The organism is Zoogloea dura (assembly GCF_012927165.1).
GTDB lineage: Bacteria > Pseudomonadota > Gammaproteobacteria > Burkholderiales > Rhodocyclaceae > Zoogloea > Zoogloea dura.
Map to the genome: position 1 here is coordinate 1 of NZ_JABBGA010000024.1, position 12,570 is coordinate 12,570.

Sequence of the window (12,570 nt, forward strand, 5' to 3'; positions counted from 1 at the left end):
GAGTTCGTGAAGAGCGGCGCGGAGATCTACCGCAAGGTGTGAGCCTGGGGGGATCTTCGTCCTTCGCCCTTTCGTCCCTTCCCTGCTCGATACAGAAGAACCCCCGCCGGCTCAGGCCCGCGGGGGTTCTGCTTTTTGAGGTGCGCCTGTGCACACCCCGCTCAAGGGATGGCGGATGTCACTGCCGGGCGCGCGGATCGGGCTCACGTCCCGGCGGAATTGAGTTCCGCCATGCCGGAATTCAATTCCGTGACCCCGGATGTCAAATCCGCAGCGCGAGATGTCAAATCCGCGGGGCGATATCTCAAATCCGCAGCGCGAGATCTCAAATCCGCGGGGCGGGAACTGAGTTCCGCACCCGCGGATGTCAATCAAGCGGGGGCTGATGTCAGTTAAGCGGCGGCTTAACTCACTTCCGCGCTCGCTTAACTCACTTCCGCACTCGCTTGACTGACATCCGTGGCCGCTTAACTCACTTCCGCACGGCCTGAAGTGACTTAAGCGGGGGCGTGACTCAGTTCTGGCGGTGCAGATCGGAGATCGGCCCGGGAAACCCTGCGTCGTCGCCCAAGGCCAGCGGCGGCGAGGCCTGCGCCGAGGAGGGCCAGCAGCGGAGGTTCGGACACCACCGAGACCGGCATGTCGAGCGTGCCCCCTATCGAGAAGAAACGACCGGCCGCAGCGTTCAGGTCGGCAAGGGCATCACCGTTCAGGCCGATTTCGTAGCCGCCGGACAATTGGCCGGTCACCACCTGTTCGGCGTAGCGCCTGCCGCTGCCGAGGTCGTCGTAGATCGATGAGCTGGTGCCGGAGTTGGCATTGAGTGTCCGCGCATCGGTCGTGACATCGAACAAGGAATAGGTCATGGGAAAGGTGCTGGAGCCGATGCCTACGTCGTTGATGCGCAGCGCGGCACTGATGATGCTGCCCGGCGTGATGTTGGCCAGCGAGAAGGTGAAGAAGTTGCGGTGCAGCCAAATGGGGTCGAGGGGGTCGGGCTGCAGGGCGCCGACGTAGATGCTGTCGTTCGCGTCGAAGTTCGCGTTGTCGAACCCCCACCATCCCTGGTTGAGCGTGCCCGCCGTGAAGAGGCCCTGCCCCGTCGTCAAGGTGACGGTGCTGCCATTGCTCAGCCCGAGCACGAGATCCTGGCTGATGCCACTGGAGCCGGTCCCGGCGAAGAGGAAGCTCCCCGCTGCCGAGGCATGGGGGCTGGCGGCGAGCATGAGGGTCAATGCGGCGATGCGGAGAGTGGCTTTCATGAAAACTCCCATGTTCAGGTTCGTTCCGCCTTTCCGGGGAAGGCGGCCTCGATTGTCGGAAAGGCAGCCTGGATCAGAGTGGGCTGCGGATGCGGCACATCACGCTGCCGCTGCACTGGGTGGGCTTGCCATACAGGTTGCGGGCGACACCAGGCAGTGAGTTGCCGTTCGGAAAGAACATCATCGGGCCGGCGTAGAAGTAGCCGGACTGACCTTCTGCATTGGCCTGGCTCACCAATGCGCTGGCGCCCGCAGGGGGGGTCAGCGCCTTGTAGTCGAAGGTGGCCGCCTGCGTGGTGTCCTTGACGTAGATATTCTTGAATGTGTCGCCACCGGGATTGCCCGGGAAGACATATTCACCGGCGAAGCGATAGCCCTGCTGCCCTTGCGCGTTGGCCTGGGCCAGGAAGGTCTCCGGCGCAGCCTCGCTGCTCGTCGGCTGCTGCACATAGGCGTAGCGCGCATTGCTGCTGTCCCTGCCGTAGATCGCCACGGTCGTTCCGCCGATGATGAAATTCCCCACGAAGTGGAATCCCCTCGCCCCCTGCGCATTGGCCTGGGCCAGGAAGGCACTGCTGCTGTTCTGGCTGGGCAGCAACTCGTAGCTGAACGGGGCCAGCCCCTGGGCGTCCTTCACGTAGAAGACGCTGTTGGTGACACCGTCGGTCATGAAGCTGCCGTGCGCATAGCCTCGCGCGCCCTGGGCGTTCAACTGGGCCTGCAGGGCCGCAGCACTCGCGGGCAGATCCAGCACCTCACAGGTGTAGGCCGTCGCAAGGTCTTTCACGTAGAGGTTGATGTACTCCGTGGGCGTGGCCGCCAGGCCGAACAGGTAGGCGTAGCCATTGGCGCCCTGCACGTTGGCCTGCGTCAGCAGACCGCTGCGGTCTGCCCGGTAGGTATCCGCCAGGTAGACGGGTTTGATGAGCGCGGCCGACGCATCCTGGCAGGTGACACTGATGTTGGAGACATTGGCCGTCACCGTGCCCGAGGCGCGGGCAAGCGCGCAGCGCTGTCCGGCGGGCTGGGTCCGGATCGTGACGGTGTATGCCGCGTCGGCCACCAGCCGCGTGGCAAAGGTGAAGCCACCATTGGTGCCGACGCTGAGATCGTCGCCACCACGGTTCTGCAGTACCACCACCTTGCCCGCGGCCAGACCGGTGACCTGCCCGCCGACGGTGTAGGTGGCGCCGGGAGTGGCCCCGCCCCCGTTGCCAGCGCCATCACCGCCACCACCACAGGCCGCCAGCAGGAGTGGCACGAAGCCGGCCAGCGCCCGGTGGAACCATCGTTGTTGTTGACTCGACATGAAACCTCCTTGAGACGGCACCTGCCAGGGCATGGGGTCCGGATGGGGTGATCGATGCAGGCTCGGGCGGAGCGCCCGGAACGCCTCGAACGGGAATCGGCGGCCGGAAGTGCCCGGCCTCAGCACTTGCCCGCCGACTTGAGCAGCGCATTGCAGTTGGCCGGCGCCACCGCCGGCCTGGTCGCGCCGTCACGGCCCACTTCCGTACAGATGGCCTCGGACACCGTGCGTCCCAACACCGAGATCGAGCCCCCCACGAAGCAGTTGTACTGCCGCCCTGCCCGGGTCTTGACCTGGTAGCGGCTGGTCGTACCGTCGTCGACCCGGTTGGAGATGGTGAGGTCCTTGCGGTCGACACCCAGTGCGAACGCCGTACGCTGCGTGATGGCGTCGTCGGTCACCGCGACCGATGCACAGCCGACGAGGCCGGCACAGGCCATCACCCCAAAGAAATAAGACTTCACCTGCATCTGAGCCACCTCGAAAAAACGGAACTTCAGGAAAACCCAGCCTTCAAGGCTGCGATCCGGACAGCTTTTGATCCCGCCGGGAAAGCACTCCGGAAAGCCGCCGCCACGGGCGTCTCCGGCATGGGTCGAAATCAGTCTAATGTCCGGTGGCAGGCCCGCCACGCGCTTTTAGGCCAATGGTCTTTCGCCACCGCCAGACAGAAGGGACTTCTGTGAATGGCTGCTATCGGGGGTTGAACTGCACGGCATCGGGGCGGTGGCAGAGGGATAATGTGCGCATGTCTGTCCTCCCCAGATCGAACGCGATGGCCGACGCGGCCTATCCGGGCGGCATCGTCCGCGCCACCCTGCGCCTGAGCCTGGTCTATTGGGCGGCGATGTTCTGCGCGGACAGCGTGCTGGGCTATTTCATCAACATCGACCCGATCGAATCCGCAGCGCTGAAGTTCGTGTTGTTCGGCGCGGCGGCGTTGATGACCTACGGCATGTCGCTGCTGCTGTTCCGCCTGCGACGCCTGTCCTTCACCCGCAAGGCCTTGCTGTGCTTCCTGCTGACGGCGGTCACGGCCCCGGTGTTCACGGCCATCGACTTCTTCAACTACATGCTCTGCCAGTACCCCAAGCCGGTGAGCTTCGACCCGGTGTATTCGGGCTACACGCTGATCGAGGGGGCCTCGATGCTGTTCGGCTGGTCGTGCCTGTTCGTCGCCCTGCTTTACCACTTCGAGGTGCGTGAGCGGGAGCGCCGGCTGGCGGCGATCCGCGAGGAAGCCTTGACGACGCAGATGCGGGCGCTGCGCTACCAGGTCAATCCGCACTTCCTGTTCAACACCCTCAACTCGATCGCCGCCCTGATCGAGGAAGGTGCGGCCACGCGGGCCGAGCGCATGGTGCTGTCCCTGTCGAGCTTCATGCGCACCACGCTGTCCCTGGACCCGATGCACGATCTTCCCCTGGCCAGCGAGCTGGCCCTGCAGGAGGAATACCTCGAGATCGAACGCGAACGCTTCTCCGACCGCATGAGCTTCCGCATCGACGTACCGCCGGCGGTGCGCGGCGCCCTGGTCCCCAGCCTGATCCTCCAGCCGCTGATCGAGAACGCCATCAAGCATGGAGTGGGCGCCACCAGCGGGCCGGTGGACATCACACTCGAGGCCCGCCGCGACGGCGAGCGCCTGCACATCACCGTGGAGAACGACATGCCACCTGAAGGTGGCGGGCAACGCCCTCCCAGCGGCATGGGCATCGGCCTGCGCAATGTTGCGGAACGCCTGCAGCTGAGATTCCAGGGGGACGGCCGCCTGACATCCGGGGCCGTCGCCCCCGGGCGCTACCGTGTCGCCCTCGACCTGCCGTGGAGGCCCTCATGAACGGGCTGAGTGTCCTGATCGCCGACGACGAGCCCCTGGCCCGGCGCAGGCTGGTACGTCTACTGGGCAAGCTGGACTGGATCGGACAGATCCACGAAGCTGCCGACGTGGATGAAACCGGCCGCAAGCTCGCCGGGATGCAGCCGGACATCCTGCTGCTGGACATCCAGATGCCAGGGGGAAGCGGCTTCGATGTGCTGGAACGGCTGGGACGGGCGCCCCCCGTGGTGATCTTCGTGACCGCCTTCGATCATCACGCTTTGCGTGCCTTCGAAGCCAATGCGCTCGACTACCTGACCAAACCGGTCGACACGGGACGCTTCCGCAGCGCCATGGAGCGGGCACGGACTGCCGTGGAATCCCGCCTCACGGCGGACCGGATCACCGAACTGCAGGAGACCATCGCCGCACTCAAACGGGCCCTCGGCGAACGGAGCCGCAATGCACGGGATTTCTGGGTGAAGGTCCGCGACGAACACGTGCGCGTCGCGCAGGAGAACATCGTGCGCTTCCAGGCCGAAGGCGATTACGTGCGCATCCATGCCGCGGGTGCCCAATATCTGTACCAGGACAGCCTGAGCGCCCTGGAGCAACGCCTGGACCCGGAGGCGTTCATGCGCATCCACCGCGGCCACATCGTCCGCCGCGATGCCGTGCTGCGCATCCGGCCGGCGCCCTTCGCCGCGCTGCTCGTCACCCTCCGCGACGGCGCCGAGATCCGGGTGGGGCGCACCTATACCGCCTGGGTGCGCAGCCAGTTCAACCACAAGCCGGCGGTCTGAGCAAGGCCGCTTCGTCCACCTCGTCCACATATTCCGGGGCCATGAAGCGGCTGGCGTAATCGCGATAGACCTGCGACTTCACGAACAGCTCGAACAGCTCCGGATCGATGTGCTTGTGGTCGCGCATGCGCGCCATCAGGCTCATCGCCTCCGACAGGCGTTTGCCGCGCTTGTAGGGGCGGTCGACGGCGGTGAGGGCCTCGAAGATGTCGGCGATGGCCATCATGCGCGCCACCGGGCTCATCTCCTCGCGTGTCAGGCCGCGGGGGTAACCGCTGCCGTCCATCTTCTCGTGGTGGCCGCCGGCGATCTCGGGCACCGCCTTGAGGTGGCGCGGGAAGGGCAGCTCCGACAGCATGCGGATCGTCTGCACGATGTGCTCGTTGATCTTGTAGCGGTCCTCCTCGGTGAGCGTGCCGCGCCCCACCGACAGGTTGGCCAGCTCGCCCCGGTTGTAGAGCAGCTCCGGCACGGCCATGCGGAAGCCCCAGGGGTTGTCGGCCGGCACCCGGTCCTTCTCCCCGCGCGGGATGAGGTGCTCCGGCCGGTCGGCCAGCAGCGCCTCAAGCACCGGCAGAGGCGCGGCCGGCCCCTTGCGGCGGGCTTCTTCCGGGGCGATGCCTAGGCGGTCGTCGAGGGTGCGCAGCCAGGTGCGCCGGGCGATCGCCTGCAGGCGTGTCACGGCTGCCGGGTCGATGGCTTCGCCGCCCAGGTTGCAGGCCGCCACGAAGGCGAAGTCTGCGTCGAGACGGGCCCACTCGGCCTCCAGCGCCTGCCGCGCAGCCGTGGGCTCCTCACCGGCGGCAAGGGCCTTGAGGCTGGCGATCTCGGCATCCCGCTTGAGCACCTCGAAGCGCATCCGGATCTCGTGGATGCGGTCGTGGATGGTCTCGAGCTTGGTGGCCTTGTCCACCACGAACTCCGGCGTGGTGACCTTGCCGCAGTCGTGCAGCCAGGCGGCGATATGCACCGCCTCCCAATCCTCGGCGCTGAGCCGGAAGTCCCGGAAGGGCCCGTCGCCAGCGTCGCAGGCGGCCTGGGCGAGCATCTTGGTGAGCACCGGCACACGGGCGCAATGGCCGCCGGTGTAGGGGCTCTTGGCGTCGATGGCGCCGGCGATGAGCTGGATGAAGGCTTCGAACAACTGCTTCTGGGCCTGGATCAGCCCCCGCGTCTCGACCGACATGGCGGCCGAGCCGGACAGGGCCTCGACGAAATGCACCAGGTCGCTGTGCGGGGCCTCGTCGAACCACAGCACCATCAGGCCCAGGCGCGCGTGCTGACGGTCCAGCAGGGGCACCGCCAGGTAGGCCATGGTGCCGACGCCGAGCCGCTCGAAGAGACGGCCGCAGCCCGGCAGGCCGGGGCTGTCGGCGGCCAGCAGCCCGACGCCCGAGCTCGCCCCGGCCGGCACCAGGCCGGCCATGCCTTCACCGTCCGGCGCCCGCTCGAGGGGCAGGCTGTCGGCGGCGGCATCGCGCAGGGTCACCGGATCGAGCTGCTCGGCGCCATCCCGGACCAGGTAGAGCACCCCGGCCCGCGCACCGACCACCGCCACGGTTTCGTCCACCAGGCGGGCCAGCAGGCGGTCGAAGTCGGCCTCGCCGGCGGTGACCGAGGCGATGTCGAGAAAGCGCCGGATCGCCCCTTTCATCGAGGCCAGGTCGGCGGCCAGGTCGTCCACCTCGCGCACCACCGAGCGGGTGGCGACGGGATCGGCAAAGTCGAAGCGGCGGATCGCCGCGGTCTCTTCGGCCAGGCTGCGGATCGGCCGCGACACGAGCCGTGCCGCGAAGTAGGTGAAAGGCAGAGCCAGCAGCATCACCAGCAGGGTCACCAGCAGCGACTGATCCCGGATGCCACGGGCTTCGGTGAGCAGCTCGTCATCGGGGATGGCCACCCCGAGGAAGGCCTTGCGCCCACCTGGCAGTACGAGGCGGGCCACCGCCCCGTGCCAGTCCCGCCCACCGGCCTGGAAGTCGACCAGGGGCAGCACGTCCCCTCCGCGGGGCAGGCGGGCGGCCAACGCCGCCATTACGCCGCCCTGCAGATCGGCCAGGCGCGGCCTCCCGCCGCCCTGCCCGGCCGCGGCCAGCCAGTCGCCTTCACTGAAGGCCACCACCTGGGTATCGGGCTCGAAGATGACCAGCTGCGAGGCCGGCGTCATGCGCTGGCGGCGCAGGCTGCCATCCAGGGTCTCGAGACGGATGTCAGCGCCCATCACCACACCCTCCACGCTGCGCCGGGCCAGGGTGACGCCGGGTTTGCGGGTGGAGGCGAACAGGTAGGGCTCGGTCTGCACCAGCAGGTCGGTGCCCCGCGCCAGGGTGTACCAGATACGCCGGCGCGGGTCGTAGCTGGACGGGTAGTCGGGGCGCGGGTCGTCCCGCAGCACGCCGAGGCTCCGGTCGAGGAAGACATAGCGGCCCTGCCCGTCGTCGATGCTCTGGATCAGATAGGCGGCCCCCTCCGGTGCGTTCATCAGGCGCCGGTCGGCGGCGTCGGCGAGGCGCAGCAGCAGGAAGAACTCGCCGTCGCCATAGCCCGCATACACCGCCGCCAGCGAAGGCGAAGCGAGCAAGGCCTCGCGCAGGGCCGGCAGCGCGGCGAGCCGCTCGGCCAGGGTGCCGGCGCGGGCCAGGGGGTGCAGCACGAGCTGGCGCAGGGAGGCATCCACGGGTTCGAGCAGGGTACCGGTCTCGGCCGCGGTCTGGCGGGAGATGCGCTGCAGCATGTCGCCCGCCACGCCCTCGAGCATGCGCGCGCTGCGCGCATAGGAGGCCCAGGCGATGCTGCCGCCGGCCACCAGCACGAGCAGGAAGAACAAGGTGGAGATATGGACGTGCAGCGGAAAGCGGAAGCGCTGGCGGGCCGGCGGGGTGTGCATCGACGCCATGCCCGCGCGCCCTACTGCCCGGCCAGGGCGCGGCGGTATTCGCCGGGGCGCGCCCCCGTCCATTTCTTGAACGCCCGGTGAAAGGCGCTGGCCTCGGCGAAGCCCAGGTCGAGGGCGATGTCGAGCACCGATTTGTCGGAATGGCAGAGCTGGCTGATGGCCAGGTCGCGGCGCAGGTCGTCCTTGATGGCCTGATAGGACGGGCCCTCTTCGAGCAGGTGGCGGCGCAGGGTGGACGGGGAGAAATGCATCTGCTGGGCCAGGGTCTCGAAATCCGGCCAGGCATCGGGCGGGATGTCCCGCAACAGGCGGCGGATGCGCGCCACCAGGCCGTCGCTGTTGCGGTACTTGACCAGGAAGTTGGCCGGCGCGCTGCGCAGGAAGACCTTCATGGTGCGCTCGTTCTGCACGTTGGGCAGGCCCAGGTAGTCGGCCGGAAAGACGATCTCGGTCTCGGCCTGGCCGAAGCGCAGGTCGGGCGAGAAGAGCACCCGCCACTCCCCGCTGTAGCTGGGCTCCAGGCACCGGAAGGCGGCATGGTCGAGGGGAATCCGGCGCCCCACCAGCCAGCAGGCCAGGCCGTGCAGGATGATCAGGAAGGTGCCGTAGGCAAAGGCCCGCCGCGGCTCGACACAGCGCTCCACCAGCACCACCCGGGCGGAATCGCCCTCCCGCAGCAGCACACCCTCGAAGTCATCCAGCACCAGGCGCAGGAAGCGCAGGGCCCGGCGCAGGGCGCGCTCCAGGGAGTCGCAGTGGATCACGCTGTGGCACAGCAGGGTGAAGCTGCCGGCCCGCATGCGGTGGCTGTCCATGCCGAAGAACTCGTCGTCCATGGCCTGGGCGATCGAATGCCACAAGGCCGCATAGTGGGATGAGGCGACCCGCGCCTGGGGCGCATTGAGCAGCTCGGGGGAAATGCCGGCATGTTCCAGCAGGGCATCGGCATCGATGCCCCGGGCCCGCAGCGCCACCAGCGCCTCTTCGACGAAGCTGATCGAGATGGTGCCCTTGTCGGCCCCGCGCTCGGCGGCTGACAAGGGGGACGGACCGGGACTGGACATGGGCGGGGAGCGCACTGGGCAGAGCCTTTGGCTGCGGGACGCGGGAGCCCGTGGGAGGCCCCGTGCAAGTGGCAAATTCTACCATCCAGTTTGAGCGATTTTGGCATGGAGCCCGCCCCCGCTTATGCCTAGACTACGCCACGCTTCGCGCCCATCCGGGGTGCGTCTTCCAACAAGAAAGAGGAGAGAAAGATGGAGATCCAGAACAACGTCTTCGTGGTCACCGGCGGCGGTTCCGGCCTGGGCGCGGCCACCGCGCGCCTGATCGTCGAAAAGGGCGGCAAGGTCGTCCTCGCCGACGTGAACAAGGAGGCCGGCGAGGCCCTGGCCGCCGAGCTGGGCGCCAATGCCCGCTTCGTCGCCACCGACGTGACCAACGAGGAAAGCGCCCAGGCCGCCTTCGCCGCCGCCACCGCGCTGGGCACCCTGCGCGGCCTGGTGAACTGTGCCGGCGTGGCGCCGGCCGAAAAGGTGGTCGGCCGGGAAGGCCCGCACAAGCTGGAGTCCTTCGCCCGCACCATCAACATCAACCTGGTCGGCAGCTTCAACATGATCCGCCTGGCCGCAGCCATCATGAGCCAGAACGAGCCGAACGCCGGTGGCGAGCGCGGCGTGATCGTCAGCACCGCCTCGGTGGCCGCCTTCGACGGCCAGCTCGGCCAGGCCGGCTATGCCGCCTCCAAGGGCGGCGTGGTCGCCATGACCCTGCCCATCGCCCGTGAATTGAGCCGCTCCGGCATCCGCGTGATGACCATCGCCCCGGGCATCATGGAAACCCCGATGCTGCTGGGCATGCCCGCCGAGGTGCAGGAAGCCCTCGGCAAGACCGTGCCCTTCCCCGCCCGCATGGGCAAGCCGGCCGAGTTCGCCGCGCTGGTCGAGCACATCTTCGGTAACGCCTACCTGAACGGCGAGGTCATCCGCCTCGACGGTGCCATCCGCATGGCCGCAAAGTAAACCGAGCCCCCCGCCCACGAGTACGCGGGCGGCCTCAAGGGGGCAGGTCATTCCCGGGACGGCCCGGCGCATGACTTGCAAGCCCCCTCACCCTCACAGAATTCTCGAAAGGCACACCATGAGCTCCAACGATCCGATCGTCATCGTCTCCGCCGCCCGCACCCCGATGGGTGGTTTCCAGGGCGACTTCAACGGCCTCACCGCGGCCCAGCTGGGCGGTGTCGCCATCAAGGCCGCCGTCGAGCGCGCCGGCATCCCGGCCGAGGTGGTCGAGGAAGTCATCTTCGGCTGCGTGCTGCCCGCCGGCCAAGGCCAGGCCCCGGCCCGTCAGGCTGCCCTGGGTGGCGGCCTGCCCCTGTCCGCTGGCTGTACCACCGTCAACAAGATGTGCGGTTCCGGCATGAAGGCCACCATGCTGGCCAATGACCTGCTGCTGGCCGGCACCAACGACGTGATGATCGCCGGCGGCATGGAATCCATGTCCAACGCCCCCTACCTGCTGCCCAAGGCCCGTGGCGGCTACCGCCTCGGCCACGGCCAGGTCCTCGACCACATGTTCCTCGACGGCCTCGAGGACGCCTACGAGAAGGGCCGCCTGATGGGCACCTTCGCCGAAGACTGCGCTGGCAGCTACGGCTTCACCCGCGAACAGCAGGACGCCTACGCGATCGCCTCCCTGACCCGCGCCCAGGCGGCGATCAAGGACGGCTCCTTCGAGTGGGAGATCACCCCCGTCACGGTGGCCGGCCGCAAGGGCGACGTGACCATCACCAGCGACGAGCAGCCCCCCAAGGCCAACCTCGAGAAGATCCCCAGCCTCAAGCCTGCCTTCCGCAAGGACGGCACCGTGACCCCGGCCAACTCCAGCTCCATCTCCGACGGCGCCGCCGCCCTGGTGCTGATGCGCGCCTCCACCGCCGCCGCCAAGGGCCTCAAGCCGATCGCCAGGATCGTCGGCCACAGCACCCACGCCCACCAGCCCAACCTGTTCGCCACCGCCCCGGTCGGTGCCATGCAGAAGCTGCTGGCCAAGACCGGCTGGACCACCGCCGACGTGGACCTGTGGGAGATCAACGAAGCCTTCGCCGTGGTCACCATGGCCGCCATCCACGACCTCAAGCTGGACCACGCCAAGGTCAACATCCACGGCGGTGCCTGCGCCCTGGGCCACCCCATCGGCGCCTCCGGGGCCCGCATCATCGTCACCCTGCTCGGCGCCCTCCGGAAGACCGGCGGCAAGCGCGGGGTCGCCAGCCTGTGCATCGGCGGCGGCGAAGCCACGGCCCTGGCCGTCGAAATGCTCTAAGGAGACGCACCATGATCCTCACCCAAGAACAGGAAATGATCCGCGACTCCATGCGCGCCTTTGCGCAGGAGCGCCTGGCCCCCTTCGCCGCGGAATGGGACAAGAACCACACCTTCCCCGCCCAGGCCCTCAAGGAGCTCGGCGAACTGGGCGCCATGGGCATGTGCGTGCCCGAGGAGTGGGACGGTGCCGGCATGGACTACATGAGCCTGGTGCTGACCCTCGAAGAGATCGCCGCCGGTGACGGCGCCACCTCCACCATCGTCTCGGTGCAGAACTCGCTGGCCTGCGGCATCACCATGAAGTACGGCACCGACCAGCAGAAGGAAGAATGGCTGAAGCCCCTGGCCCGCGGCGAGAAGCTCGGCTGCTTCTGCCTCACCGAGCCCCACACCGGCTCCGATGCCGGCGCCATCACCACCCGCGCCGACCGGGACGGCGACCACTTCGTGCTCAACGGCGTGAAGCAGTTCATCACCACCGGCAAGCATGCCCACATGGCCATCGTCTTCGCCGTGACCGACAAGGCTGCCGGCAAGAAGGGCATCTCCTGCTTCCTGGTGCCCACCGCCACGTCGGGCTTCATCGTCGGTCGCACCGAAGAGAAGATGGGCCAGCACGCCTCCGACACCGTGCAGATCATCCTCGAGAACTGTCGCGTGCCCGCCTCGGCCCTGCTCGGCAAGGAAGGCGAAGGCTACAAGATCGCCCTGTCCAATCTGGAGGCCGGCCGCATCGGCATCGCCGCCCAGAGCATCGGCATGGCCCGCGCCGCCTTCGAGGCTGCCGTGCGCTACGCCAAGGAACGGGTGACCTTCGGCGTGCCCATCATCGAGCACCAGGCGGTCAACTTCAAACTGGCCGACATGAACACCCTGCTCGACGCCGCCCGCCTGATGGTATGGCGCGCCGCCCAGCTCAAGGACGCCGGCAAGCCCTGCCTGAAGGAAGCCTCGATGGCCAAGATGTTCGCCTCCGAAGCTGCCGAGAAGATCGCCTCCGACGCCATCCAGATCCATGGCGGTGTGGGCTACACCAGCGACTTCCCGGTCGAACGCATCTACCGCGACGTGCGCATCTGCCAGATCTACGAAGGCGCCAACGACATCCAGCGCCTGGTGATCGGCCGCAGCATCGCCGCCGAGTAAAGGGTA

The 12,570-nt window shown here is 67.8% G+C and carries 10 protein-coding genes; 5 read left to right on the forward strand and 5 right to left on the reverse strand.

Annotated features, from left to right (window positions below):
- Window positions 1-497: 497 nt before the first annotated feature.
- From HHL15_RS20970 to HHL15_RS20980, 3 genes are all read right to left on the reverse strand, one after another.
- Window positions 498-1,262, reverse strand: coding sequence for a hypothetical protein (locus HHL15_RS20970; RefSeq protein WP_169147770.1), 765 nt, complete (start codon window positions 1,260-1,262; stop codon window positions 498-500).
- 73 nt (window positions 1,263-1,335) lie between these two features.
- Window positions 1,336-2,571: a hypothetical protein gene (locus tag HHL15_RS20975; RefSeq protein ID WP_169147771.1), complete on the reverse strand. Its 1,236-nt coding sequence runs from the start codon at window positions 2,569-2,571 to the stop codon at window positions 1,336-1,338.
- Window positions 2,572-2,690: 119 nt separating this feature from the next.
- The gene (locus HHL15_RS20980; protein WP_206198897.1) at window positions 2,691-3,041 is read right to left on the reverse strand and encodes a hypothetical protein; all 351 of its coding nucleotides are present in this window, start codon (window positions 3,039-3,041) and stop codon (window positions 2,691-2,693) included.
- A gap of 278 nt (window positions 3,042-3,319) precedes the next feature.
- Here HHL15_RS20980 and HHL15_RS20985 point away from each other — a divergent pair, with 278 nt between their 5' ends.
- Window positions 3,320-4,411, forward strand: a complete 1,092-nt coding sequence (locus HHL15_RS20985; RefSeq protein WP_206198898.1) for a sensor histidine kinase — start codon at window positions 3,320-3,322, stop codon at window positions 4,409-4,411.
- Window positions 4,408-5,193: a LytR/AlgR family response regulator transcription factor gene (locus HHL15_RS20990; RefSeq protein ID WP_169147772.1), complete on the forward strand. Its 786-nt coding sequence runs from the start codon at window positions 4,408-4,410 to the stop codon at window positions 5,191-5,193. The genes HHL15_RS20985 and HHL15_RS20990 overlap by 4 nt, the downstream gene beginning before the upstream one ends.
- Here HHL15_RS20990 and HHL15_RS20995 read toward each other — a convergent pair.
- Together HHL15_RS20995 and HHL15_RS21000 are read right to left on the reverse strand one after the other, a co-directional pair.
- Complete coding sequence (locus tag HHL15_RS20995) at window positions 5,171-8,089, reverse strand: HD domain-containing phosphohydrolase (RefSeq protein ID WP_235943560.1); 2,919 nt, start codon at window positions 8,087-8,089, stop codon at window positions 5,171-5,173. The genes HHL15_RS20990 and HHL15_RS20995 overlap by 23 nt on opposite strands.
- Before the next feature lie 11 nt (window positions 8,090-8,100).
- Window positions 8,101-9,153 carry an AraC family transcriptional regulator gene (locus HHL15_RS21000; protein WP_169147773.1) on the reverse strand — a complete coding sequence of 351 codons (1,053 nt, stop codon included), beginning with the start codon at window positions 9,151-9,153 and terminating at the stop codon, window positions 8,101-8,103.
- 192 nt (window positions 9,154-9,345) lie between these two features.
- On the opposite strand from HHL15_RS21000, the gene HHL15_RS21005 reads away from it, so the two are divergent.
- From HHL15_RS21005 to HHL15_RS21015, 3 genes are all read left to right on the forward strand, one after another.
- On the forward strand, window positions 9,346-10,110 hold the full coding sequence (locus HHL15_RS21005; RefSeq protein ID WP_169147774.1) for an SDR family NAD(P)-dependent oxidoreductase: 765 nt from the start codon (window positions 9,346-9,348) through the stop codon (window positions 10,108-10,110).
- 118 nt (window positions 10,111-10,228) lie between these two features.
- On the forward strand, window positions 10,229-11,416 hold the full coding sequence (locus HHL15_RS21010; RefSeq protein WP_169147775.1) for an acetyl-CoA C-acetyltransferase: 1,188 nt from the start codon (window positions 10,229-10,231) through the stop codon (window positions 11,414-11,416).
- A gap of 11 nt (window positions 11,417-11,427) precedes the next feature.
- Window positions 11,428-12,564, forward strand: a complete 1,137-nt coding sequence (locus HHL15_RS21015; protein WP_169147776.1) for an acyl-CoA dehydrogenase — start codon at window positions 11,428-11,430, stop codon at window positions 12,562-12,564.
- Window positions 12,565-12,570 lie beyond the last annotated feature (6 nt).

What these genes read in the sequence shown, in the direction of transcription:
- HHL15_RS20975 (WP_169147771.1), bottom strand. Translation starts at nt 2,571, where the DNA reads ATGTCGAGTCAACAACAACGATGGTTCCACCGGGCGCTGGCCGGCTTC.
- HHL15_RS21005 (WP_169147774.1), top strand. Translation starts at nt 9,346, where the DNA reads ATGGAGATCCAGAACAACGTCTTCGTGGTCACCGGCGGCGGTTCCGGC.
- HHL15_RS21000 (WP_169147773.1), bottom strand. Translation starts at nt 9,153, where the DNA reads ATGTCCAGTCCCGGTCCGTCCCCCTTGTCAGCCGCCGAGCGCGGGGCC.
- HHL15_RS20995 (WP_235943560.1), bottom strand. Translation starts at nt 8,089, where the DNA reads ATGGCGTCGATGCACACCCCGCCGGCCCGCCAGCGCTTCCGCTTTCCG.
- HHL15_RS20970 (WP_169147770.1), bottom strand. Translation starts at nt 1,262, where the DNA reads ATGAAAGCCACTCTCCGCATCGCCGCATTGACCCTCATGCTCGCCGCC.
- HHL15_RS20990 (WP_169147772.1), top strand. Translation starts at nt 4,408, where the DNA reads ATGAACGGGCTGAGTGTCCTGATCGCCGACGACGAGCCCCTGGCCCGG.
- HHL15_RS20980 (WP_206198897.1), bottom strand. Translation starts at nt 3,041, where the DNA reads ATGCAGGTGAAGTCTTATTTCTTTGGGGTGATGGCCTGTGCCGGCCTC.
- HHL15_RS21015 (WP_169147776.1), top strand. Translation starts at nt 11,428, where the DNA reads ATGATCCTCACCCAAGAACAGGAAATGATCCGCGACTCCATGCGCGCC.
- HHL15_RS20985 (WP_206198898.1), top strand. Translation starts at nt 3,320, where the DNA reads ATGTCTGTCCTCCCCAGATCGAACGCGATGGCCGACGCGGCCTATCCG.
- HHL15_RS21010 (WP_169147775.1), top strand. Translation starts at nt 10,229, where the DNA reads ATGAGCTCCAACGATCCGATCGTCATCGTCTCCGCCGCCCGCACCCCG.